Origin of the sequence: Rhodococcus sp. p52, assembly GCF_000763325.2 — a bacterium.
GTDB classification, from domain to species: domain Bacteria; phylum Actinomycetota; class Actinomycetes; order Mycobacteriales; family Mycobacteriaceae; genus Rhodococcus; species Rhodococcus pyridinivorans.
In genome coordinates this window covers 2,612,414-2,633,777 of sequence record NZ_CP016819.1, presented here as the reverse complement: position 1 = coordinate 2,633,777, position 21,364 = coordinate 2,612,414, and the positions used below count along the sequence as shown (strand labels likewise).

At 69.3% G+C, this 21,364-nt stretch carries 25 protein-coding genes; 12 read left to right on the top strand and 13 right to left on the bottom strand.

Translation table 11 applies throughout. The annotated features are described in order from the left end of the window. Positions 1-57: 57 nt before the first annotated feature. A complete protein-coding gene (locus IM25_RS12235; RefSeq protein WP_006550575.1) occupies positions 58-255 on the bottom strand; it encodes a hypothetical protein in 198 nt (65 codons plus the stop codon). Positions 256-356: 101 nt separating this feature from the next. Here IM25_RS12235 and IM25_RS12230 point away from each other — a divergent pair, with 101 nt between their 5' ends. The 3 genes from IM25_RS12230 to IM25_RS12220 are packed head-to-tail and all read left to right on the top strand — an operon-like array spanning position 357 to position 3,171. Beyond that, positions 357-914, top strand: coding sequence for a PH domain-containing protein (locus IM25_RS12230; RefSeq protein ID WP_006550576.1), 558 nt, complete (start codon positions 357-359; stop codon positions 912-914). Beyond that, the gene (locus IM25_RS12225) at positions 911-2,416 is read left to right on the top strand and encodes a PH domain-containing protein (protein ID WP_033097289.1); all 1,506 of its coding nucleotides are present in this window, start codon (positions 911-913) and stop codon (positions 2,414-2,416) included. The genes IM25_RS12230 and IM25_RS12225 overlap by 4 nt, the downstream gene beginning before the upstream one ends. After that, positions 2,413-3,171, top strand: coding sequence for a uracil-DNA glycosylase (locus IM25_RS12220; protein ID WP_019288045.1), 759 nt, complete (start codon positions 2,413-2,415; stop codon positions 3,169-3,171). Before IM25_RS12225 ends, IM25_RS12220 begins: the two co-directional genes overlap by 4 nt. On the opposite strand, the gene IM25_RS12215 is transcribed toward IM25_RS12220, so the two are convergent. From IM25_RS12215 to typA, 5 genes are all read right to left on the bottom strand, one after another. Beyond that, positions 3,128-3,568 (bottom strand): hypothetical protein, encoded by a 441-nt coding sequence (locus IM25_RS12215; RefSeq protein ID WP_065996073.1) that lies wholly within the window; start codon positions 3,566-3,568, stop codon positions 3,128-3,130. The two genes, IM25_RS12220 and IM25_RS12215, sit on opposite strands and share 44 nt — an antisense overlap. Positions 3,569-3,645: 77 nt before the next feature. Further along, positions 3,646-3,804 (bottom strand): hypothetical protein, encoded by a 159-nt coding sequence (locus tag IM25_RS26435; RefSeq protein ID WP_198162486.1) that lies wholly within the window; start codon positions 3,802-3,804, stop codon positions 3,646-3,648. A gap of 86 nt (positions 3,805-3,890) precedes the next feature. Further along, the gene (mshB, locus tag IM25_RS12210) at positions 3,891-4,814 is read right to left on the bottom strand and encodes an N-acetyl-1-D-myo-inositol-2-amino-2-deoxy-alpha-D-glucopyranoside deacetylase (RefSeq protein WP_052040055.1); all 924 of its coding nucleotides are present in this window, start codon (positions 4,812-4,814) and stop codon (positions 3,891-3,893) included. Next, a complete protein-coding gene (locus IM25_RS12205; RefSeq protein WP_198162485.1) occupies positions 4,793-6,826 on the bottom strand; it encodes an ABC transporter family substrate-binding protein in 2,034 nt (677 codons plus the stop codon). Before IM25_RS12205 ends, mshB begins: the two co-directional genes overlap by 22 nt. Positions 6,827-6,905: 79 nt before the next feature. Continuing rightward, positions 6,906-8,792, bottom strand: coding sequence for a translational GTPase TypA (typA, locus tag IM25_RS12200; protein WP_065996520.1), 1,887 nt, complete (start codon positions 8,790-8,792; stop codon positions 6,906-6,908). 360 nt (positions 8,793-9,152) lie between these two features. Between typA and IM25_RS26430 the strand changes: the two genes are divergently transcribed. Then, positions 9,153-9,329 carry a hypothetical protein gene (locus tag IM25_RS26430; RefSeq protein WP_006550584.1) on the top strand — a complete coding sequence of 59 codons (177 nt, stop codon included), beginning with the start codon at positions 9,153-9,155 and terminating at the stop codon, positions 9,327-9,329. Positions 9,330-9,353: 24 nt separating this feature from the next. Here IM25_RS26430 and IM25_RS12195 read toward each other — a convergent pair whose 3' ends face one another. Beyond that, positions 9,354-9,776: a (deoxy)nucleoside triphosphate pyrophosphohydrolase gene (locus tag IM25_RS12195; RefSeq protein ID WP_024103420.1), complete on the bottom strand. Its 423-nt coding sequence runs from the start codon at positions 9,774-9,776 to the stop codon at positions 9,354-9,356. Positions 9,777-9,801: 25 nt separating this feature from the next. Between IM25_RS12195 and IM25_RS12190 the strand changes: the two genes are divergently transcribed. Then, the gene (locus tag IM25_RS12190) at positions 9,802-10,098 is read left to right on the top strand and encodes a 4a-hydroxytetrahydrobiopterin dehydratase (protein ID WP_006550586.1); all 297 of its coding nucleotides are present in this window, start codon (positions 9,802-9,804) and stop codon (positions 10,096-10,098) included. On the opposite strand, the gene IM25_RS12185 is transcribed toward IM25_RS12190, so the two are convergent. Then, positions 10,034-11,287, bottom strand: a complete 1,254-nt coding sequence (locus tag IM25_RS12185; RefSeq protein WP_033097288.1) for a mannosyltransferase — start codon at positions 11,285-11,287, stop codon at positions 10,034-10,036. The two genes, IM25_RS12190 and IM25_RS12185, sit on opposite strands and share 65 nt — an antisense overlap. Before the next feature lie 378 nt (positions 11,288-11,665). Between IM25_RS12185 and IM25_RS12180 the strand changes: the two genes are divergently transcribed. The 3 genes from IM25_RS12180 to IM25_RS12170 all read left to right on the top strand — a co-directional run bounded on the left by IM25_RS12180 (position 11,666) and on the right by IM25_RS12170 (position 14,562). Further along, positions 11,666-12,508, top strand: coding sequence for an Rv1157c family protein (locus IM25_RS12180; protein WP_065996071.1), 843 nt, complete (start codon positions 11,666-11,668; stop codon positions 12,506-12,508). 70 nt (positions 12,509-12,578) lie between these two features. Next, entirely contained in the window at positions 12,579-12,962 is a 384-nt protein-coding gene (locus IM25_RS12175) for a hypothetical protein (protein WP_019288039.1), read from the top strand. A gap of 157 nt (positions 12,963-13,119) precedes the next feature. Next, positions 13,120-14,562 carry an MFS transporter gene (locus IM25_RS12170; RefSeq protein ID WP_033097287.1) on the top strand — a complete coding sequence of 481 codons (1,443 nt, stop codon included), beginning with the start codon at positions 13,120-13,122 and terminating at the stop codon, positions 14,560-14,562. Here IM25_RS12170 and IM25_RS12165 read toward each other — a convergent pair. Both IM25_RS12165 and IM25_RS12160 read right to left on the bottom strand, forming a co-directional pair. Next, complete coding sequence (locus IM25_RS12165; protein ID WP_033097286.1) at positions 14,559-15,317, bottom strand: DUF1906 domain-containing protein; 759 nt, start codon at positions 15,315-15,317, stop codon at positions 14,559-14,561. The genes IM25_RS12170 and IM25_RS12165 overlap by 4 nt on opposite strands. Before the next feature lie 126 nt (positions 15,318-15,443). Further along, positions 15,444-16,382, bottom strand: a complete 939-nt coding sequence (locus IM25_RS12160) for a winged helix-turn-helix domain-containing protein (RefSeq protein ID WP_065996070.1) — start codon at positions 16,380-16,382, stop codon at positions 15,444-15,446. 183 nt (positions 16,383-16,565) lie between these two features. On the opposite strand from IM25_RS12160, the gene IM25_RS12155 reads away from it, so the two are divergent. Together IM25_RS12155 and mug are read left to right on the top strand one after the other, a co-directional pair. Beyond that, positions 16,566-17,951: a carotenoid oxygenase family protein gene (locus IM25_RS12155; RefSeq protein WP_065996069.1), complete on the top strand. Its 1,386-nt coding sequence runs from the start codon at positions 16,566-16,568 to the stop codon at positions 17,949-17,951. Between the two features lie 25 nt (positions 17,952-17,976). Next, positions 17,977-18,543 (top strand): G/U mismatch-specific DNA glycosylase, encoded by a 567-nt coding sequence (gene mug / locus IM25_RS12150; RefSeq protein ID WP_033097284.1) that lies wholly within the window; start codon positions 17,977-17,979, stop codon positions 18,541-18,543. 1 nt (position 18,544) lies between these two features. On the opposite strand, the gene IM25_RS12145 is transcribed toward mug, so the two are convergent. After that, positions 18,545-18,886 (bottom strand): DUF1330 domain-containing protein, encoded by a 342-nt coding sequence (locus tag IM25_RS12145; protein ID WP_006550595.1) that lies wholly within the window; start codon positions 18,884-18,886, stop codon positions 18,545-18,547. A gap of 87 nt (positions 18,887-18,973) precedes the next feature. On the opposite strand from IM25_RS12145, the gene IM25_RS12140 reads away from it, so the two are divergent. Then, complete coding sequence (locus IM25_RS12140) at positions 18,974-19,753, top strand: helix-turn-helix domain-containing protein (RefSeq protein WP_006550596.1); 780 nt, start codon at positions 18,974-18,976, stop codon at positions 19,751-19,753. Between the two features lie 85 nt (positions 19,754-19,838). Next, on the top strand, positions 19,839-20,054 hold the full coding sequence (locus tag IM25_RS12135) for a hypothetical protein (RefSeq protein WP_026061451.1): 216 nt from the start codon (positions 19,839-19,841) through the stop codon (positions 20,052-20,054). A gap of 7 nt (positions 20,055-20,061) precedes the next feature. On the opposite strand, the gene IM25_RS12130 is transcribed toward IM25_RS12135, so the two are convergent. Both IM25_RS12130 and IM25_RS12125 read right to left on the bottom strand, forming a co-directional pair. Then, positions 20,062-20,586 carry a 2'-5' RNA ligase family protein gene (locus tag IM25_RS12130; protein WP_033097283.1) on the bottom strand — a complete coding sequence of 175 codons (525 nt, stop codon included), beginning with the start codon at positions 20,584-20,586 and terminating at the stop codon, positions 20,062-20,064. Next, positions 20,586-21,335, bottom strand: coding sequence for a CPBP family intramembrane glutamic endopeptidase (locus IM25_RS12125; protein ID WP_228045102.1), 750 nt, complete (start codon positions 21,333-21,335; stop codon positions 20,586-20,588). Before IM25_RS12125 ends, IM25_RS12130 begins: the two co-directional genes overlap by 1 nt. Between the last annotated feature and the right edge of the window lie 29 nt (positions 21,336-21,364).

Genomic DNA, 21,364 nt, shown 5'->3' with positions numbered 1-21,364 from the left:
GGAATCGGTCATGGGCCCGATCATGCGCCTACGAGCACCCCCATGCCACTTCGGGGTCTATCCGCGCGGGTAGTCGTCGTCCGCCGGGACTTCGCGGGACTGCTCGTAGGTGTCTGCCGGGTCGGCTTCGAGGGGCACGTCCGAAGGCAGGTCGTCGGCAGGATCGTCGTAGACGGGAATGGCCTGCTCGAGCCGGTCGGCCTCGGAATCGTTGTCGGACTGGATCTCGATGCCGAGCGCATTCGACTCCGTCATTGCGATCTCCTCCTGATAGGGCCCGATCGTGAGATCGGATCGGGCGAGTCCGGCCGGGTTCTACGGATCCCAGCCTAGCGTGGAACCGGACACGGGGCCCGATGGAGCAGGAGGTGCGGGTGGAGGACGACGAGAGTTCGCCGGCGGGGTCGGCCGACAACACGGCAGCGACGAGCGTGGTGATGAGGGAACCGTCGTGGCGGCCGAGCCCGAAGGCGCGTGTGCTGTGGGCCGTGAGTGCAGCGCTGATGTGGTTGCCGCTGGTCGTCGCGCAGGTCGTGTGGGTGCTCGTCACGCCGGTGGGCGCCGGGTGGCACGTCGCCGCCGCGGCCGCGACCGTCGTCCTCGGTGGACTGCACGTCGCGGTGGTGCCGGTCTGGCGATACCGCGTCCATCGCTGGGAGATGGACGAGACCGCGGTCTACACGCGTTCGGGTTGGTGGACGCAGGAGCACCGCATCGCACCGATCTCCCGGATCCAGACCGTCGACACCGAGCGTGGACCGCTCGACCGGTGGCTCGGCCTGACCACCGTCACCGTCACCACCGCCTCGGCGGCGGGTGCGGTGGAGATCGTCGGGCTCGACAGCCGGGTCGCCGACGAGACCGTCGCTCGCCTGACCGCACTCGCGGCGAGCTCGGAGACGGACGCGACATGAACGACGCCCTCGTGGCCGGGACGGACGAGGAGGTGCCGTGGTCGCGTCTCGATCGCCGGATGCTGCTGATCCACCCGATCGAGGAGATCCTGCGCCTGCTGCCCGTCCTCGCAGGCTCGTTCGTCATCGGGTCCACCAGCGGCAATCCCGTGTGGGGCCTCGCAGCGACGGGCGTGCTCGTGCTGGTCGGTCTGCTGCGCTGGTTCACCACCACCTACCGCGTAGGACCAGAGCACGTCGAACTCCGCCGCGGCCTGCTGCAACGACGCGAGTTGTCGATCCCCCGCAGCCGCATCCGGTCGGTGGACGTCGAGCAACGCCTCCTGCATCGCGTGCTGGGCCTCGCGGTCGTGAAGATCGGCACGGGTCAGAGCGGGGGCGCCGATCGCAACCGGTTCGAACTCAACGGCCTTCCGATCGCAGCAGTCCCCGAGCTCCGTGCCGTTCTCCTGAGGGGTGGGCAACAGGACGACGTGCCGGTCGAGACGACCTCGACCGCTGCCGTCACCGAGCGTCAGCTGGCGCGATTCGACCCGGCCTGGGTGCGCTACGCGCCGTTCTCCACGACGGGACTGCTCGCCGTCGCGGCCGTCGCCGGTGCCGCCTTCCAGTTCGGGCTCGGCCGGTGGATCGCCGAATCGCAGGTCGTCCGCCGCGCGGTGGAGACCGCGGAAGACCTCGGCCTGGTGGTCGCGCTCGTGATCCTCGTGCTGGTCGTCGTGCTCGTCGCCAGCCCGGCCGCGTGCGTGCGGTACCTGCTGCTCTACGGCGATCTGCGGGTGACCGACGACCAACGGGTCCTGCGCATCGCGCACGGCCTGCTCACGACCCGTCACACCACCCTCGACCGGGCGCGGCTACGCGGGATCGCGCTGCACGAACCGCTGGCGCTGCGGCTCGTCGGCGCCGCACGGCTCGACGCCGTCATGACGGGCAGAACCGCGCAACAGGGCGGTTCGTCACTGGTCCTGCCGTCGGCGCCCGACGGGGAGGTCCGGCGGGTCGCGGCCGAGGTGCTCACCGGGGGGCTGCCGCTCGACGTTCCGCTGCGCAGTCACGGTCCCCGTGCCCGGCGTCGCCGCTACACGCGGACGCTGTGGCCGGTGGCCGTCGTGGTCGCCGCCGGGCTCGTCGCCCTGAGCGTCACCGACCGGCACGTGCCGTTCGCCGTGATCGCCACGGTGGTCGTGGTGCTGGTCGCGGGGGCGTGCGCGCTGGCGCAGGACCGCTACCGGGGTCTCGGCCACGCCGTCGTCGACGGACATCTCGTCGCCCGCAGCGGTTCGATCGACCGGCAGCGCATCTGTCTCGATGCGGACGGTGTGATCGGCTGGACGGTGCGGCAGACCTTCTTCCAGCGCCGTGCCGGTCTCGCGACCGTCGTCGCGGCGACGCCGGCGGGGGCGGGACGCTACGAGGTGATCGACATCCCCGTGGACGAGGCGTGGGCGCTTGTCCAGGAGGTCACACCGGGTATGGGAGAAGCATGGATCGACCGATGAAGCCGACATCCGGCAAAGGCCCCCTGCACGGCACTCCCCCGGCGACGCTGGCCGAGCTCGACGACGCGCTCGTCGACTGCCACGCGTGTCCGCGGCTGGTCGCATGGCGTGAGCAGGTCGCGCGGGAGAAACGGGCGGCCTTCCGCGACGAGGAGTACTGGGGCCGGCCCGTCCCGGGCTTCGGCCCGGCCGATGCGTCCCTGCTGATCGTCGGGCTGGCGCCCGCCGCGCACGGCGGGAACCGCACAGGACGGATGTTCACGGGCGACCGGTCGGGCGACGTGCTGTACGCGGCCCTGTACGACGCGGGACTGGCGTCGCAACCGACCGCGACGCACATCGGCGACGGCCTCGAACTGTTCGGCACGCGCATCACGTCGCCGGTGCACTGCGCGCCACCGGCCAATCGCCCCACGGTCGTCGAACGCGACACCTGCCGGCACTGGCTCGAACAGGAACTCGACCTGCTCTCCCCCACGCTGAGGTCGGTCGTCGTGCTCGGCGGGTTCGGGTGGCAGGCACTACTGCCGGTCCTGTCGGCGGCGGGGTGGACGATTCCGGTTCCCCGCCCCAAGTTCGGGCACGGCGCACATGTGCTGCTCGCTGCCACCGAGGCGCGGGAGCACCCGTTGCACCTGTTCGGTTGCTATCACGTCAGCCAGCAGAACACCTTCACCGGCCGGTTGACGAAGGAGATGGTGACCGAGGTGCTCAGGGACGCGGCGCGGGCTGCGTCCCTCCCACTGCCTGGGTGATCTCCCTGATGCGGGCCGAGAACAGGTAGCCGCCGGGGGGGGCGAGCGCGGCCACGGGCAGCAGCAGGGTCCGCCAGTCGCCGAGCGCGAGCTGGTCGCCGCCCGGACCGCCCACGAGGCAGACGAGGAAGACGACGGCCCAGGCCAGCAGCGGCAGGGTCGCGCTGCGCAGGGATCCGGTCTCGGCGCGGAGGGCCATCACCAGCAGCAGGTTGACGAGGCCGGCCAGCAGGATGGTGATCGGGAAGGGCACTCCGGCGATGTACACGCCGAGATAGAAGACCGACAACAGGGCGCACAGCGCACCGTCGAGCACGAGCAGCGCGACGAGCCCCCGGCGGGGTTGGACGTCCACCGGTGACGCGAGGGGTGCAGCGGTTGCTGGATCGACCGTCATGCTTCGATGGTGCGCTACCGGACGCGCCCGAGCGCAACCGGGGTCCGCGGAACCATCCGCGACCCACGCACGGGACGTCAGGGAACCGGCGGGGATCCGAGCATGGTGAGCAGCGCGCTCTGCTGGTCGGCGAAGGAGTACAGAGCGTGCCAGTAGTCGGCCCGGATCTCGTCGGCGTACGGCCTCAACGACTCCACGAACGCGACGATCTGGTTCTGGACGGACCAGTTGTACATCGACAACCCCCTGACGGTGTGCCTGCGTGGTACGCGAGGCCGGGTGACGCGAACCACCCACAGCCTCATTGATGACTCGGGTCACACTAGCCGATGCCGGAGAAGAGGTCGTCCTCTCGTCCTGTGGAGTCGGTCAGGCCGAGCTGCCCGCGCACGAGCACGAAGTGCTCCTGGTCGAAGACGGGCTGGGCGACGAGGTTGGAGAGCACGAACTGCTCGCCGTCCTCCGCGACCAGCACCTGGGTCGTGTGCGCGGTCATCGCGGTCCGCTTCGCGTCGAGAACCGAGCGGACGTCGACGACGGTGGTGACCTCGTCGTCGGGCACGCTCGGCAGTTCGCCGGCCTCCGGTCGGCGCCAGCCGTCGGGCAGCGTGCCCATGGCGGCGATGCCGCGTTCGAGCGCGGACCGTTCGGCGACGGTCCAGTACACCTTCGCGGGGGTCCACGCCGCCCCGGCGGACGGATAGTCCTCGGTGCCGGCCGCTTCGACGGCCGCGGTCACCCGTTCGTGCACCGCGATGTGGTCGGGATGCCCGTAGCCACCGAACGGGTCGTAGGTGACGACCACGTGCGGACGCGTCTCGCGGATCACGGCGACGAGCGCCTCGATCGCCTCGTCGCGGTCGGCGTTGACCCAGGCGCGAGGATTGTCGGCGGACGGGGTGCCCGCCATCCCGGAGTCGCGCCAGTGCCCGGCACCGCCGAGAAAACGCGGTCGCTCGACGCCGAGCGCGTCGAGCGCCCGGGTGAGTTCGAGGATGCGGTATCCGCCGAGCTGATCGGCGCGGTCGGCGGTGAGCTGGGCCCACTCGTCGCCGATCACTTCGCCCTCCTCACCGAGCGTGCAGGTCACGACGGTGACCTCGGCGCCCTCGGCGACGTACCGGGCGATGGTGCCGCCGGTGGTGAGGGTTTCGTCGTCGGGATGGGCGTGGACGAGCAGAAGTCGTCGATCCGCAACGTCGGGGAGAGCTCCCGGAGCATCGGTCACGGTGTGGTCCTTCCCCACAGATGGGCGTCGCCGAGAATACCGGTGGCGACGGCGGCTGTCAGCGAGACGTTCTCGACGCCCGGACCGGCGGCGACAACGGCCCGGTCCTGCAGGATCGGCAGATTCACCGCGAGATCCCACAGCCTGGCCTGCGCGTCGGCGACGACCTTCGCCGGGTCGGTGGTGCCGTTCAGTGCAGCGAGCAGATCGGGTTCGAGACCGGGATCGCACGCACCCGAGAGGTTGCTCGGAGCCTCGAGCTGCGCTGCGAGCGCATCCTCACGTTCCTCGACGTCGTCCTCGTCGAGCGTGGTGGTCGCGGGGTCCGACGACTGTGCCGCCTCCGCCGTCCCGGGGGCGTCGGGCTGCGCCGGGAGGTCGGACTCGGGCACGGTCGGCAGGTCCTCCCCCGCCACGGTGGGTGCTGCGGCCACCGGGACGCATCCGAATCGGGACAGCGCGGCGGTGGCAAGGTCTCCACCGGCACGCATCCAGCCGACGACCGCGTGCACGGTGCCCTCGACGAGGGCTTCGCCGTACAGCTCGTCGGGGGGAAGTTCGTCGACCGATGCGTCGATCCCGGCGCCACGCCACAGGTCGACGGCGGTGCGTGCGACGGCGCGCGCGGTCTCGTCACCCTCCGGCACCCCCACGACCAGCGTCAACGGCACGCCGGCCCGGGCCAGGGTGCCCTCGGGCAGGGCCGGCCCGTCGGGGGTTCTCGGTCCGGGAGTCGCGCTCGTCGGCGCCGCCGTCTCGGATGCCGCCGTCTCGGATGCCGCCGTCTCGGATGCCCCTGTCTCCGGTGCAGCGGCCTCCGGCGCTTCGGGGCCGGGTGCGCCGGGGTCCGTCGGGACCGGGGGCACCGCAGGCGGGACGGGTAGATATCCGGCCTCGGCGAGACGTCCGAGGGCCTGCTCCCGGGACAGACGCGCCGGCATCGTGTCGGTGTATCCCGGATCGGACGGCGCGAGCACCTGGGCCCGCGCCCGCACGACCCCGGTGCTGTTGGCCGTGGCGACAAGTCCGAGCAGCTCGGGGTCGAGCAGGTCGAGCATGCCTCGCCGGACGACCGGGTCGGCGAGTTCGGCGGTGCGCGTGTTGAGGGTCAGATCGAGGGTGCGCGGCTGGAGCTGGACGCCGGTCCGCACACCCGGCACGGCGGCGAGCTGCGCCTCGAGAGCGACACCGCCCGCGCTCTGGACCACTTGGGCGTCGTCGCTGCGCACCGATTCGGTCACCTGGGCGTCGGTGCCGGCGCGGCGCATGATCAGTTCGTCGGGTCCGGCCGGGGTGCCCCAGAACCGGTCGTTGCGTTCGAGCAGCACCTCGGCGCGCCCCCGATCGACGTTGTCGACGTGGAATCGCGCGCCGGACACGGGAATCGTCTCGGACAGGCCGGTGGAAAAGCCACCCGGAGTGTCCTTGACCAGGTGGGCGGGCAAGAGATTCGTGAACAGTTCGCGCCAGGCCGGATACGGCTCGCGCAGGGGGACGGTGACAATCTTGCCTCCGCCCGACGATCGGATGTCGTCGATGAGGCGGTAGCCGGCAGGATCGACGACGCCGGGCTGGGTGATCATCTGCCGCCACAGATACCGGAAGTCCTCGGCAACGATCGGCGCTCCGTCCGACCACTGGGCCTCGTCGCGCAGGCGGTAGGTGATGGTGAACGGCGCCTCGTCGGTGACCTCCGCGGACAGCAGCAGCGAGTCGTCCGGAACCCACAGTGCTGCAGCGGGATTCTCCGGATCGGGCACGGCCCGGAAGGCACTCGGGAGCACGAGTTCGGCAACGGCGTTCGCGACGGGCGACTGGTCTGCGAGCAGGTGGGGGTTGAAGCCCGAACCGACCTCGTCGATCGCGACCACCACCGTGCTGCGCTTCGGAGCGGGAGCCGGGGTCGTGGTCGGCTCCGTCTGCTCGATGGGCGGCGGCGGGTCGGCGGTGCAACCGGTGAGGACCAGCGCAGTCACAGCCAGGCCGGCCGTCGCCCCGATCAGTCGGCGACGAGCGCGCGTACGCGACACTCGGGCTCCTTCCGTGAGGCAGGTGGTACGTGGGTGGCCCCGGCCAGCATGCGCTCGCCGGGGCCACCCCACACCTGGACTACTTGTTACGGGCCTTCTCCCGCGACCGCGCACGCGCACGGTCGGTCTGCGAGAGGTGCAGCTTGCGCACGCGCACGTCCTCCGGCGTGACCTCGACGCACTCGTCCGCAGCACAGAACTCGAGCGCTGCCTCGAGGGTCAGCTCGATCGGCTTGGCGAGGGGCTCCATCACGTCGGCGGTCGAAGAGCGCATGTTGGTGAGCTTCTTCTCGCGGGTGACGTTGATGTCGAGGTCCTCGGCGCGCGGGTTGATGCCCACGACGTGGCCCTCGTAGGTGTCGCTGCCCGGTTCGACGAAGAAGGTGCCGCGGTCGGCGAGCTGGATCATCGCGAACGGGGTGACCGAGCCTGCACGGTCGGAGACGAGCGAACCCGTGTGGCGGGCGCGGATCTCGCCGGCCCACGGCGCGTAACCGTGGAAGATGGCGTTCGAAATGCCGGTGCCGCGGGTCTCCGTGAGGAAGTCGGTACGGAAACCGATCAGACCGCGCGACGGGATGATGAACTCCATACGAACCCAGCCGGTGCCCTGGTTGGTCATCTGGACCATCTTGCCCTTGCGGTTCGCGAGCAGCTGGGTGATGGCGCCGAGGTGCTCCTCGGGGCTGTCGATGGTCAGCTCCTCGTAGGGCTCGTGGAGCTTGCCGTCGATGGTGCGGGTGACCACCTGCGGCTTGCCGACGGTCAGCTCGAAGCCTTCACGGCGCATCTGCTCGACGAGGATGGCGAGGGCGAGTTCGCCTCGGCCCTGCACCTCCCACGCGTCGGGGCGTCCGATGTCGAGGACGCGCAGCGAGACGTTGCCGACGAGCTCGGAGTCGAGCCGCGTCTTCACCATGCGAGCGGTGAGCTTGTGGCCCTTGACCCGGCCGACGAGCGGCGAGGTGTTGGTGCCGATGACCATCGAGATGGCCGGCTCGTCGACGGTGATGCGCGGCAGCGCCACCGGGTTCTCCGGATCGGCGAGCGTGTCGCCGATCATGATCTCCGGGATGCCGGCCACGGCGACGATATCGCCGGCGACCGCGACCTCGCCCGGCTGCCGCTCGACACCGACGGTCTTGAGCAGCTCGGTGATCTTGACGTTCTTGACGCCGTCGGCGTGCATCCACGCGACGGTCTGGCCCTTGCGCAGCTCACCCTGGTGGATGCGCAGCAGCGCGAGACGACCGAGGAACTCGGAGGCGTCGAGGTTGGTGACGTGGGCCTGCAGCGGCGCCGACGGATCACCCTTGGGTGCGGGGATGCACTCCATGAGGACCTCGAAGAGCTCGTCGAGGTTCTCGGCGTCGGGGACCTGGCCGTTCTCGGGCTGCTTCTTCGAGGCCTTGCCCTCACGACCGGAGGCGTAGAGGACGGGCAGCTCGAGGGCGAGCTCGGCGGCTTCGGCGGCCTCGTCGTCGAGGTCGGACGCGAGGTCGAGCAGCAGGGTCTGGCTCTCCTCGACGACCTCGGCGATGCGGGCGTCCGGGCGGTCGGTCTTGTTGACCACGAGGATCACCGGCAGCGACGCGGCGAGCGCCTTGCGGAGCACGAAGCGGGTCTGCGGCAGCGGGCCCTCGGAGGAGTCGACCAGCAGGACGACGCCGTCGACCATGGACAGGCCGCGCTCGACCTCACCGCCGAAGTCGGCGTGGCCGGGGGTGTCGATGACGTTGATGACAGTGACGGTGCCGTCCGGGTGGTGACGGTGCACCGCGGTGTTCTTCGCGAGAATGGTGATGCCCTTCTCGCGCTCGAGGTCGCCCGAGTCCATGACCCGGTCGACGAGTTCCGCACGTTCGGCGAACGCGCCCGACTGGCGCAACATGGCGTCGACGAGAGTGGTCTTTCCATGGTCGACGTGCGCCACGATGGCGACGTTCCGAAAATCAGCGGTGCTCACGCGATAGCTCTCCTGGCTGTAGTCCGGCCACACGGCACTGGACCCGGTCGGCACCTCGCCCGTACGGCGTTCGTCTCGATGGCCGCGACGCGAGATTGCGAGCTACCTGCCCCGTCCGATTCTCGGCGTGCAGGCACTGCGGCCGTCAATACACTTTACAGGCCGTTCGTCGGTCGCCGCTTCTACCTCATCAGATACCCGCAGGTCGGCGACGATCGGGGTGACGCTCGACACTCCCCCAGGAGACGTAACCGCCGAATCCGGCACCACATGCACCCCTGGGTCCGTGAGTAAGGGGATGCTAACCTTCGCCCGCCGGTGATTCGCCGCGCGCAGGACCGTGGAAGGCAGGCGGGACGTATGGGGAAGGTGAAGGCGAGCAAGGTCGCAGGCCTGAAGCCGAAGAAGAAGTGCTGCCGCAAGAAGACGCGGTGCCTCAAATGCCCCGTCGTCGTCATGCGCATGAAGAAGGTCGAGAACGACGGGCTCAGCAAGAAGGAACTGCGCAAGTATCTCGACAAGGCCCGCGCCGCCTGACCACCAGGCATGCGCCGTATGACCTCAGCGCCGCAGATGTTCGCGTAGATCGGGAATCCACGCACGATCGGCCGGGACGAGATCGACCTCCCCGAGTTCGTCCGCGTCGACCCACCGCAACGCCGCGTGGTCCAGCGGCTCGGGATCACCCGAGACGAGTTCGACCCTGTAGGCACACAACTCGCGACCTCCGGCCAACGGCACCGCGACCCCCAGTCGCTCCGCACCGCGCACCTCGACACCGAGCTCTTCCCTCAGCTCCCGCACGAGCGCCGCCTCCACGCTCTCCCCCGGTTCCGCCTTGCCTCCGGGCAACTCCCACAGGCCCGCGAGGTCGACGGGCCGCGTGCGCTGGGCGAGCAGCACGCGTCCGTCCCGGATGACGGCGCCGGCCACGACGTGCCCGTCGGGCGCCGGTGTACTCGCGGACGATGTGCTTGCAGACATGACGTGCATCGTCCCAGAATGAGTCATGTCCCAGCTGCTGACGGACGGAGAGATCGACGCCGCGCTGGCCGAGTTGCCGCACTGGCACCGCGCGGGACAGTCGCTGGTCCGCACCATCGAGGCGCCCACCTTCCCCGACGCGATCGCACTCGTCGACCGGGTGGCCGTCGTCGCCGAGGAGGCGAATCACCATCCGGACATCGACATCAGGTGGCGGAAGGTGACCTTCGCGTTGAGCACGCATTCCGCCGGTGGCATCACGGAGTCGGATCCGGCTCTTGCGCGTCGGATCGACGAGGAGGCACGGCGCTCGGGTCTGTAGTCACCCGTTCGTCCTGCCCCTCACGTCCCCGGGCTGCGAGGATCACGACGACGTAGACGGCGAGGACACCGACCACGTTGACGGCGCCGAGCCAGGCGAGCGGAGCGGGACGTTCGACATCCCAGATCGAGTTCTGCGCCGTACTCAGTACCCACGGAACGCCGATCAGCGTGACCGCGGCCCAGCACGCGGCGACGATGCGGGCTCCGAGCGACCGCGCCAAGGGTCCGTAGAGAAGCCACAGCAGCAAAGGGACCACCCACACCCAGTGGTGGACCCACGAGATGGGCGAGACGAGCAGACCGAACAACTGCACGATCAGCAGCGTGCCGAGACGGTCGCGCGTTCCGTCGGGCAGCGGTTCCAGCGACCGCCACGCCGCGAACGCGAGGACCGCGCAGACGACGACGCCGACCAGCCACACCGGCCCGAGTCCGACGTCCTCACCCGCGAGACGACCCAGCGCTCCGCGCAGCGACTGGTTCCACACCGACACGACCGGCCCGATCCGATCCGCGTCGCCGAAGAGGGACCCGAAATAGGTGGCGGCTTGGGAGCCGAGCACGAGCAGGCTCACCAGGACGGTCCCCACGAAGACGACCGCGGAGAACACCGCCTCGCGCCAGCGTCGCTGCGCGAGGAAGTACAGGCCGGTGATGGCGGGCGTGAGCTTGATCCCGGCGAGCACGCCGACGAGCCCACCCGACAGCCACCACCGGGAACTGCGGGCCGCGAGCATCACGCCGAGGACGAGAAAGACGTTGATCTGGCCGTAGTCGAGGGTCGTGCGTACCGGCTCGGTCCATATGCCCGCAGCCGTCCACAGCATCGCGACACCGACCCACGACCGGCTCCGTGCCCGCGCGTCCACGACGAGTTCGAGCGAGATCCACACGACGGCGAACAGCGCCGCGACCGTCAGCAGCTGCCAGGCCACGCCCAGGATCCCGAACGGGATCAGGTGCAGGGGCAGGAAGACGAGCGCGGCGAAGGGCGGATAGGTGAACGGCAGGGGGAAGTCGGGGGTGTCCTCCGAATAGGTGAACCCGTAGAGGTCGCCCTGCAGCAGAGCGGCCGATCCGTCGACGTAGACGTGCAGGTCGACGAGGTTCATGCCGTTGGGAGTGATGAATCCCCAGGCGATCCGGACGACGACGGACAGCGCCAGTAACGCCGCGCACCACCACATCCGGTGCGAAGGAAACCCTCGTGGCACTGCGGTGCGGCCTCTCCCGTCGAACGTCCGTCCGGTGAACCGGACCCGGCGAAGGAGATTACCGTTCCGATAGGCATGCAAACGAACCGGAGTTCACTCCCGTAACGATTTCATCTACAGTCACAATCTTCTCAGGTCGAACGCGTTATGTTCGACAGGATCCGAGGGACGGAACACCCCGTGGTTAGAATCCCGAACCAGCGATGGGCGCGCCGTTCCGAAACGGCAGGCTTGTCCCGTGTGCGGGGGGGCCATAGAGTGTCTCCTCGAGCCGTCAGCATCCGGTCGTTCGTCCCGAACAACCGGATGCTTCAACGACAAGGATGGGGAACAGTGCTTCGTACTCGAGGAATGCGACGGGCGCTCACGCTGTGCGCACTCGCCGCCACCGCGGGATTGGCCGTGCCTACGCAGGCCGTCGCGCAACCGGCGCCACCCGTACTGCCGGACCTGGCAGGGCTCGTCGAACTGCCCCAGTTCGAGATTCCCGCTGATCTTTCCGTAGAGTCGTTGACCGACCTGCTCGCCGGGGTCCGGGCGAACCCCGAAGAGGCCGAGGCCCTGGCTTCCCTCGCGCCCGCGATCATCGGTGCGGCCGCGGCCCCCGCCGATGTCGCCGACGCGGCCGACGGCAAGAACGACCTGCTGGCGCAGGCCAAGGAACTGCTCGCGAACTCCGAGCTCCCCGAATCGGTGAAGAGCACGCTCCAGCGCGTCATCACCTTCCTCGATGGCAGCGGCGGCGGCGGACCCGAGATCCCCGAGCCCGGCGCCGTGGTGATCTCGCAGTTCCTCTACCCGACTATCGGCAAGGGCTGCATCGGCGACAGCCAGGACTCCGTGGGCACCGCCCTCGCGGTCGCGGGTCCGTCGCACCTTCCCCCTCCCGGACCGGGCGCAGGCCAGACCGGCTTCGTCTTCACCGCGCTGGGCACCGCACCCGCTGCCGGCGAACAGCAACAGCCGCTCACCCTGAGCTGGGTCAACGTCTCCAACGGACGCACGGGCACGCAACCGCTCACCAACGACGCGAAGATCAACCCCGACGGCCCGACCACGCTGAGCGCGATCGCCGACACCGGTTCGGGTCAGGTCCTTGCCGTGATCTCCGGTGGAATCACCACGCAGGACGAGGGCGCCGATCCGCGTTCGTGCACCTTCCTGCCCACCGTGGGTCTCGTCGCCGTTCCCTGATTCACGTACTCACGGAAGGCCGCCTGGAGTTTCTCCCGGCGGCCTTCCGCCGGGCGTGATAGACCGGAGCATGGCCTTCACCGCGGCGCGCATCCCGTCGAAGCAGAGTCGTCTGCGGCACCTGGCCGGCGCCGCGTCCGTGAACTCCCGGCGCTCGCTCCTCTCTCACCGCTCGATCCTGTCGATCGCCTCGGAGCGGTCGATCCTGTCGATCGGTTCCTCGTACTCGATCCTGTCGATCGGTAGCTGCGGGTCGGTCCTGTCCATCGGCTCCGTCGGGTCGTTCGGTTCGGCGTTGTCCTCACTGTCGTTCGCGAGTCTCGGTTCGGCGTTGTCCGGGCTGTCGCGCTGGTCGCTGCTGGCGTGGCGCGGCGATCATGCCGCCCCCGACGAGCATCCGCCGCTCTCGATCACCGTCGACGAATCCGAGCCCGACAAGCACTGTCAGTCCTGACACCGGACGCCGGTCGAACGGCCACGCAGGACCGGACGGCGGGAGGGTACTAGGGATCGACGGCCCTGCCGTGTTAGACACGATGGCAGCGTCGTTCGTATTGCGCACAAATTGTCGTTGTAGGCCGCGTCACCCCGGCCCCGGACCGAGGAGCCGCATGGCCGTTGAGACACCGCTCTCCACCCGGGAGGTTCCTGCCCCGCGCGGCATCGTGCCGGTCCTCGCGACCGTCGGGATCAGCGTCGCGCTCATGCAGACCCTCATCGTCCCGATCCTCCCGCGGCTGCCGGTGCTCGTCGGCGCGTCACCCGAGAACACGTCCTGGGCTGTGACGGTGACTCTGCTCGCCGGCGCGGTGGTCACCCCCATCAGCGGTCGCCTCGGCGACATGTTCGGCAAACGCCGGATGCTGCTGACCTCGCTCTCGCTCATGGTGCTCGGTTCGGCGGTCTGCGCGCTCGCGACGACCCTCGTCCCGCTCGTGGTCGGCCGGGCTCTCCAGGGCGCCGCGATGGGCGCGATCCCGCTCGGTATCGCGATCCTGCGCGACGAGCTGCCTTCCCGGCGACTCCCGGGCGCCATGGCCACCATCAGCGCCACGATGGGTGTCGGCGGCGCGATCGGCCTTCCCGCCGCGGCCTTCGTCGCCCAGGCGACCGACTGGCACATGCTGTTCGTCGCGTCGCTGGTCCTCGGGCTCATCGGTATCACCGCGATCCTGTTCGTCGTGCCCGAATCGTCGCAACGCAATCCGGGACGTTTCGACATCGCCGGGGCGCTGCTGCTCTCCGTCGCCCTCGTGTTGTTGCTCCTGCCCGTCACCAAGGGCAACGACTGGGGATGGACCGCCCCGGCCACGCTCGGGATGCTCGCGGGGGCAGTCGTGGTGTTCGTCGGTTGGGGCCTGTACGAGCTGCGGGTACCGCGACCTCTCGTGGACCTTCGATTGTCGGCCCGCCGACCGATCCTCATGACGAATCTCGCGTCGGTCGCGATCGGCTTCTCGATGTACTCGAACATCCTGGCGTTCCCGCAGCTGCTGATGGCACCGACGGAGACCGGCTACGGCTTCGGGCAGACGATGGTCACCGCCGGTATCGCGCTCGCCCCCGCGGGGCTCGTCATGATGGCGCTGTCCCCCGTCTCGGCGCGCATCACGACGCGGTTCGGCGCGCGCGTGACCCTCGGTTGCGGCACGGTGCTCGTAGGCCTCGGATACCTGATGGCGTACGTGCTGTACCAGGAGGTCTGGCACATCGTCGGCGCGTCGATGCTCATCGGCGCCGGCATAGGCCTCGCCTACGCCGCGATGCCCGCACTCATCATGGGTGCCGTGCCGCTACGCGAGTCCGCCGCGGCCAACAGCCTCAACACCCTGATGCGGTCCATCGGCACGACGAGTGCCGCAGCGGTGGTGGGCGTGATGCTGGCGGCGATGACCCAGCGCATCGGCGACTCCGTGGTGCCCGCACTCGAAGGGTTCCGCGCCACCTTCCTGGTGGCGACGGGGGCGGCGGTGGTGGGACTGGTCTTCACGATCCTCATCCCGCCGCCGGGCCGCTCCGTGCGACCCGTCGACGACACCCGACCGGATCGCTAACTGCCCGGCAGTCCTGGGTCGGAACTCGGTGCGCTGCCGGCGAGCGACCACTGGCCGTAGTCGGGCGTGAGCACGTGGTTGATGTCGACGCCGATGCCGTCGATCCGGACCTCGCCCGGAATCTGGTGCAGGTTCGCCCGCGGATGCACGTAGCCCTTGGGCGTGCCCCAGTCGTGCTGCCAGTAGAAGGACCCGAGGGAGACCGCCGACGCCCAGTCGATCGTCGGCGAGTTGGCGTACACACCGAGATTTCCGGCGCCGACCACTTCCTGCCAGCCCAGCAGATACGGCACGACCTGGAGCGTGAACTGCTCGAAGGTCGGGTTGTCGTCGATCGAGGCGTAGATCGGTCGGTTCTCCGGGCCACCGGCCGCGTAGTGGAGGTCGAGGCCGCGCCGGGCGTGCTTCAGCCCCGCCTCGTAACCACCGAGCCAGTCTGCGGTCGCGGCCTTGCCGTACTGGTAGCACGAGACCACTTCGAGTCCGCTGTCGAGCAGCGCATCCGCTTCCCGTCCGGTGAGCGGCTTGGCGCGCATCCAGGCGGCATCGGGTCGTGCATCGGACACGTACCGGATGGCGCCGATATGGCCGGCGGCGCGGATCGACGACGGCGACGGTACGGCGGCCGAGTAGTCGATGATGGTCCCGAGCACCGGGCGTCCCTGGGCCAGACCCGGTGTGCCGAGCGCAGAGATCAACGCGACGCCCGATCCGAGCGTCGCGTACCGCAACATGTCCCGCCGCGAAAGGCTCATCGCAACCTGTCCTTCGTATTGCCGTCTGTACGTCCGCCGTATTGCATCACAATCACAGCCGTCCCACCGGCCACACCGAGAATTCGACAGGTCGCGGCAGGCGATATCCGCAACGGCGCTACGAGGTCAGCGGCCGGACAGTTCGGCGAAGAAGGCCGGCACCAGGGAAACGTCCTCGACCGTCCGCACCGTGGAACGGACACCGAGACCGTGCTCCTTGAGCAGATCGCACAACCCGTCGCCGTCGACGAGATCGATCGGCGGGGCGCCGTGCCGGTGGGCTTCGGCGCGCGCGTCCTCGGTGAACGATCCGGTGGCGACGAGGAGACCCTTCTCGCCCCGCCCGACCATCGCGGCACGGAACTCGCGGACCACGTCGGCACCCGCCTTCTCCGGTGCCCGCAGGAAACGGAAGAACACCGAGAAGCTCAGCAGCGATACGCGCAGGACACCGGTGCCCTCGACGTGACCGGCGCCCTCGGGGGCGTGGGATCCGCCCGGGGCCGGAATCGTCAGGGTGGTGAATCCGGCCGCGCGCAGTCCCGCGGTGGCGAGCCGTTCGAAACCGTCCTCCGACAGGTCGGCGACGGCACCGAGGACGGGTTCGCGCCACAGTTCGGGATCCTCGGGGGCGGCTGCGAGCGGCACGACCTGGGCACCCTGCGAGACGTTCCGCACCATGCGCTTGCGACGCTTCTCGGCCGTGTACGCGACCTGCATGGGCTTGATCTCCGACTCGCGCACGGCGCGGCCACGGTCGGTCACGCTCCACACACCGCGGCGGGTATTCGACAGCAGACCCATGCCCTTGAGGTAGGTCCGGGCCCAGGCCAGCCGGTATTCGATCTCCGTTCCGGGGCCGTCACCGTGGAGTACCGCCTGTGCGGCCTCGGACAGTCCCGTCCGGGAGATCACGGCGGAATCGATCTCCTCGATGACACCGGATCCGCCGAGTTCGATCACCGCCTGCACGGTCGGCCAGAGAAGATCCGTGTACGGCGGCAACGTGGCCTCGTCACCTCCGGTGTTCCGGACGGAGTTTCCGATCGCGTTCCGGCGCTGCACACCTTCCCCTAACGTCGCGGCCGTGCGGCCGCACTATCAGTCCTGCACGTAGGCAACAACCCTATCCGATGCACGGTCCCCGTCCGTGGGTGTGGGATCGGGCGCGCCGAATCACGAACCGATCGCCCTTCCTGGTCCTACGATTGCCCCACAGAAGAATCGCCTCCACCGAAGCGAGTCGTCATGCAACGTCCGGCGCCTGTCGACCTGGCACACCATCCGCACCTCAGTGGCCTGTTCGCGCCTCAACGCGAGGAAGTGGACGTCCGCGAGCTGGAGGTCCACGGGGAACTGCCCGCAGATCTGCACGGAAGCTATCTCCGCAACGGACCCAATCCGCGCTTCGACCCGATCGGTCACTACGTCTACCCGATCGACGGCGACGGCATGGTCCACCGCGTGCAGATCGCCGGGGGCACCGCGCGCTACACGAACAGGTTCGTGCGGACCCCGCAGGTCGTCGCGGAGGAGAAGGCCGGTCGCGCGCTGTGGGCCGGCATCACCGATCCGTACTTCCCTCCCGAGGAGGAGGTCGGGCCCGGCCTGGCGAACACCATGCGCGAGCTGCCGGACATCAACATCGTCCGGCACGGCGGGCGGCTCATGGCGATGGCCGAAGCGGCGCCACCGTACACCCTGGGTTCCGACCTCGAGACGCTCGGACGCGAGACCTTCGACGGACCCCTGCCGGTCGGGCTGACGGCGCACCCGAAGATCGATCCGCACACCGGCGAGATGGTCGCCTTCTGCTACATGCTCGACCCGCCGTATCTGACCTGGTCGGTGGTCGCACCGGACGGGACGGTGACGCGCGCGCCCACCCCGATCGACGGCGTCGACCGGCCGTTGATGATCCACGACATGGCACTGACGCCGACCTATGTCGTCCTGGTCCTGGCCCCGCTCGTGTTCGATCTCTCGCAGATCTTCTCCGGCGGGTCGCCGCTCGACTGGAAGCCGGATCTCGGAACGCGTGTCGCGCTCGTCCCCCGCGACGGCGGCGCGGTGCGGTGGTTCTCGACCGACACGTTCTGGATGTGGCACACCGCCAACGCCTTCGACCTGCCCGACGGCGACGTCGCGCTCGACTACGTCGAATGGTGTTATCCCGGCGGATTGACTCGGCAGAGCGAACCGAACCGGTCCACCCTGAGCCGTGCGGTGATCGGACGGAACGGGATCACGCGGACCGTCCTGTGCGAGCGCGACATGGAGTTCCCGCGCATAGACGACCGGTCCACAACCCTCGGTCACCGCGTCGTAGCGACGATCGGCAAGAGCGGATCCTCGAACCTACCTCCTGGATCGGCCGATTCGTTGTGCTGGTTCGACGTACAGGCGGGTACGGAGTCGGTGTGGACGCACGACAGTCTCGCTCCCGGCGAGCCGATCCTGATGCCGGGAGACGCGGCGGACCACTGGGGCACCATCGCCACCGACCGCGAGGACATGTCGAGCTGGTTCCTGATCTTCCCCGCATCCGACCCGGCATCGGGCCCGATCGCGCGGGTCCGTCTGCCGATCCGTGTCCCGGCCGGCCTGCACGGAGCCTGGCTCCCGCCGGACTGAGCGTCGCTCCGGCTAGTTTGGGTGGATGGGTTTCACACGAGCCGAACTCGAGTCCTTCCGCGATGCGGTGATCCCCGATCTCGTCGCGCCCGGTTGCCGCCTGTTGTTCGTCGGCATCAATCCGGGATTGTGGACCGCGGCGACGGGAGCCCACTTCGCGCGGCCCGGAAATCGCTTCTACCCCGCCCTGTTCCGTGCCGGCATCGTCGACCGGCCGATCGACGCGTCGTCCGGTATGAGCGACGCCGACCGCGATCACCTGCTCGAGCGGGGTGTCGGCATCACGAACCTGGCGCCGCGTGCGACGGCCCGCGCCGACGAGCTCACCGACGAGGAACTGCGTGAGGGCGGACGCCATCTGGCGCACGTGGTGGCGCAGTTCCGCCCTCGCGCCGTGGCGGTCGCGGGCATCACCGCCTACCGCGCGGCCTTCGGCCGGCGCAAGGCGAAGGCCGGGCGGCAGGACGACACGATCGGTGACGTCCCGTTGTGGGTGGTGCCCAATCCGAGCGGGTTGAACGCCCACGAGACGGTGGAGTCGCTGGCGCGGGCCTACGCCGAACCGGCCCGGGCGGCCGGCATCCTGTCCTGAACTACCGCTGAGCGCCGAACACCTTGTCGAGGAAGTGGGTGGCGCGGTAGCCGGGCGGTGTGCCCTGCACGACGACCGCCCATCCCTCGGAGTTCTCGGTGCGGAGCGGGAGGATCGCCTGGTACTCCGGGGATTCGTACCAGGACCGGGCACGGTCGACGTCGGGGAATTCGATGATCACGAGGTTCCCCTCGAAGGGTCCTTCCATCCCTTCGGGGTCGACGCCGTGGACGAGGAAGCGTCCGTCGTACGGGGCGAGGGTGTCGTCGATGGTCTCGATGTACCGGACGATGTCGTCGTTGAGGTCGACGTTGCGGAGATGAGCCACTGCGTATGCGTTCATGGGGACCACCCTGCGCCGCGTCGTGCACGGAATCGATTACCCCGGAAGTAATGGTGACCGTTCCCCGCCGGCTCTACTGTCGGGTGCATGACCACGGTCGACACTCCCCACGCCGGCGCCCTGCTGCGGGCATGGCGCGAGCGCCGCGGCCTGAGCCAGCTCACCCTGGCCCATACCGCCGGCATCTCGTCGCGGCATCTCAGCTTCGTCGAGACCGGCCGGTCCCGCCCGTCACGCGCGACCGTGCTGAAGCTGAGTGACCGGCTGGACATCCCGCTGCGCGAACGCAACACCATTCTGGTCGCGGCGGGACATGCGCCTGTCTACCCCGAGCATCACCTCGGCGATATGCCGATGGCGGCGATCTCCGACGCGATCACGCGAATCCTGTCGTCGCACCACCCCTTTCCCGCACTCGTCGTCGACCGGCACTGGACGATGGTCGATTCCAACGACGCCGTCGGGGTGTTCGTCGAGGGGTGCGCTCCGGAACTGCTGGAACCGCCGATCAACGTGCTGCGACTGACTCTGCACCCGCGGGGACTGGCGCCGCGCATCGTCGATCTCGGGCAGTGGCGCGGTCATCTGCTCGCCCGGCTGCAACACCAGATCGGTGCGACCGCCGACCCTGTCCTGCTGCGCCTGTACGACGAACTCGCCGGTTATCCCTGCGACGATCCGGTGGAGGAGATCGAACCGCATTCGCTGGTCGTGCCGATGCGGTTGCGGACCGAGGCCGGCGAGTTGTCGTTCTTCAGCACGACCACCCTCTTCGGGACCCCGCTCGACGTGACGGTGTCGGAACTGGCGATCGAGGCGTTCTATCCCGCCGACGAGGCGACGGCCCGGGTCCTGAACGGATCGTGATCGCCGAATCGGCCGATCACGAACGGTTTCCGCGCTAACGTGGGAGGTGCGCGTCTGCCGAGCGGATCATGCGGAGGACACCGACATGAGCACTGCGAAATGGTGGGTTCTCGATCAGCGGGAGTCCGGCTTCGCCCTCGAACACCGCCCCAGCGGCGACCTCGTACTGATGAACACCGCGACGTCGGAAGAACACGTCCTGCACGGCTACGTGTGGAAGCACTGTCCGCACTTCGGCCTGCAGATCCAGAGCGAGGGCCCACCCCCGTACGGACCGTGGGTGGAGAACCCCGAGGAGTGAGTTTCCCTCACGGGATCATCCGTAGCGGCGTGTGCTCGCCGGTGGCGGTGTCGATCAGCACCGCGCGATCGAGTGTCGCTTCGACGGGCAGCACGTCGTAGACGACCGCGCCCAGACGATCGAGTTCCTCACGCCGGGTTCGGGGACTCAGCGAACAGTGCGGGGTCCAGCGTCCCGGGACGTAGTAGCGGTGCAGGTCCGCTCCCGTCGTCTCCACGACCCGCACGACGCGGTCCTGTCGCTGCACGAGTTCGGACGAGGGGGCGGGCACGAGCGACGCCCGGCCGCGCCGGAACAGCCCGAGCGTGTCGATGTAGACCGGGACCGGTCCCCCGTCGGGCACGCCCTCGAGGGCCGAGACGACGGCGGCCCGGTCGTAGGTCCGCAGTACCGCGTACGACAGGTGCGGCACGTGCTTGCGGTGCGTGTGGGTGAGCAGGGTCGGGATGCCGCTCTCCTCGAGCCGGCCCCACAGGCGCCGGATCGCGCGGTCGGTCTCGGGGTCGAACAGGAGACAGACCGCCAGCGCCATCAGTTGAGTGTGGCGTGCCAGACGAGCGCGGCGGCGAGGGCACCGGCGCCGTTGAGCGACCAGTGCAGGGCGATGGGCGCGAGGATGCTGCCGCTGCGACGACGCAGCCACGTGAAGACGAAGCCCGCGGCGGCGGTCGCGATCACCGCGCCGACGATGCCGGCGATCTGCGCGAGCAGCCCGGCACCGAGGAAGGCGCTGAGGCCGGCGTTCCCCGCCGTGAGACCGAACGACGAGGCGACGTGCCACAGCCCGAACAGCAGGGATCCCGCGGCGAAGACCCCGCGTGCGCCCCACACTCGCTCGAGGGTTCCGTGGAGCACCCCGCGGAAGGCGAGTTCCTCGGGGATGACGGTCTGGAGCGGGATGATGATCATCGAGGCGACGAGGGCACCGGAGATCGTGGCGTAGCGCTCGGAGAGGAAGAACTGCCTGGTGAACGGCAGGGCGATGCCGATCGCCACCACCGCCAGGACGAGGGCCACGGCTGCTACCGAGTAGAGCGTCCCCTTCTTCCAGTGCCGGGGTGAGAGGCCGAGTTCCGACCAGCGCATGCCGCGTCGACGCATCATCGCGACCAGCACGCATGCTGCGATCGGCACGGTCGCGATCGACGCCCACGCCGTGGTGAAGTGGGCGATCAGGTTGGTGGTGACGAGCACCGCGATCACGACGGCGAGATCGATCCAGGCGTGGAAACGGGAAAGCCAGGCCAGCGACGGCAGGCGTCCGGTCTCGGGCGAGGGCAACCGTTCGATTTCTACGGTCACGTGCGATC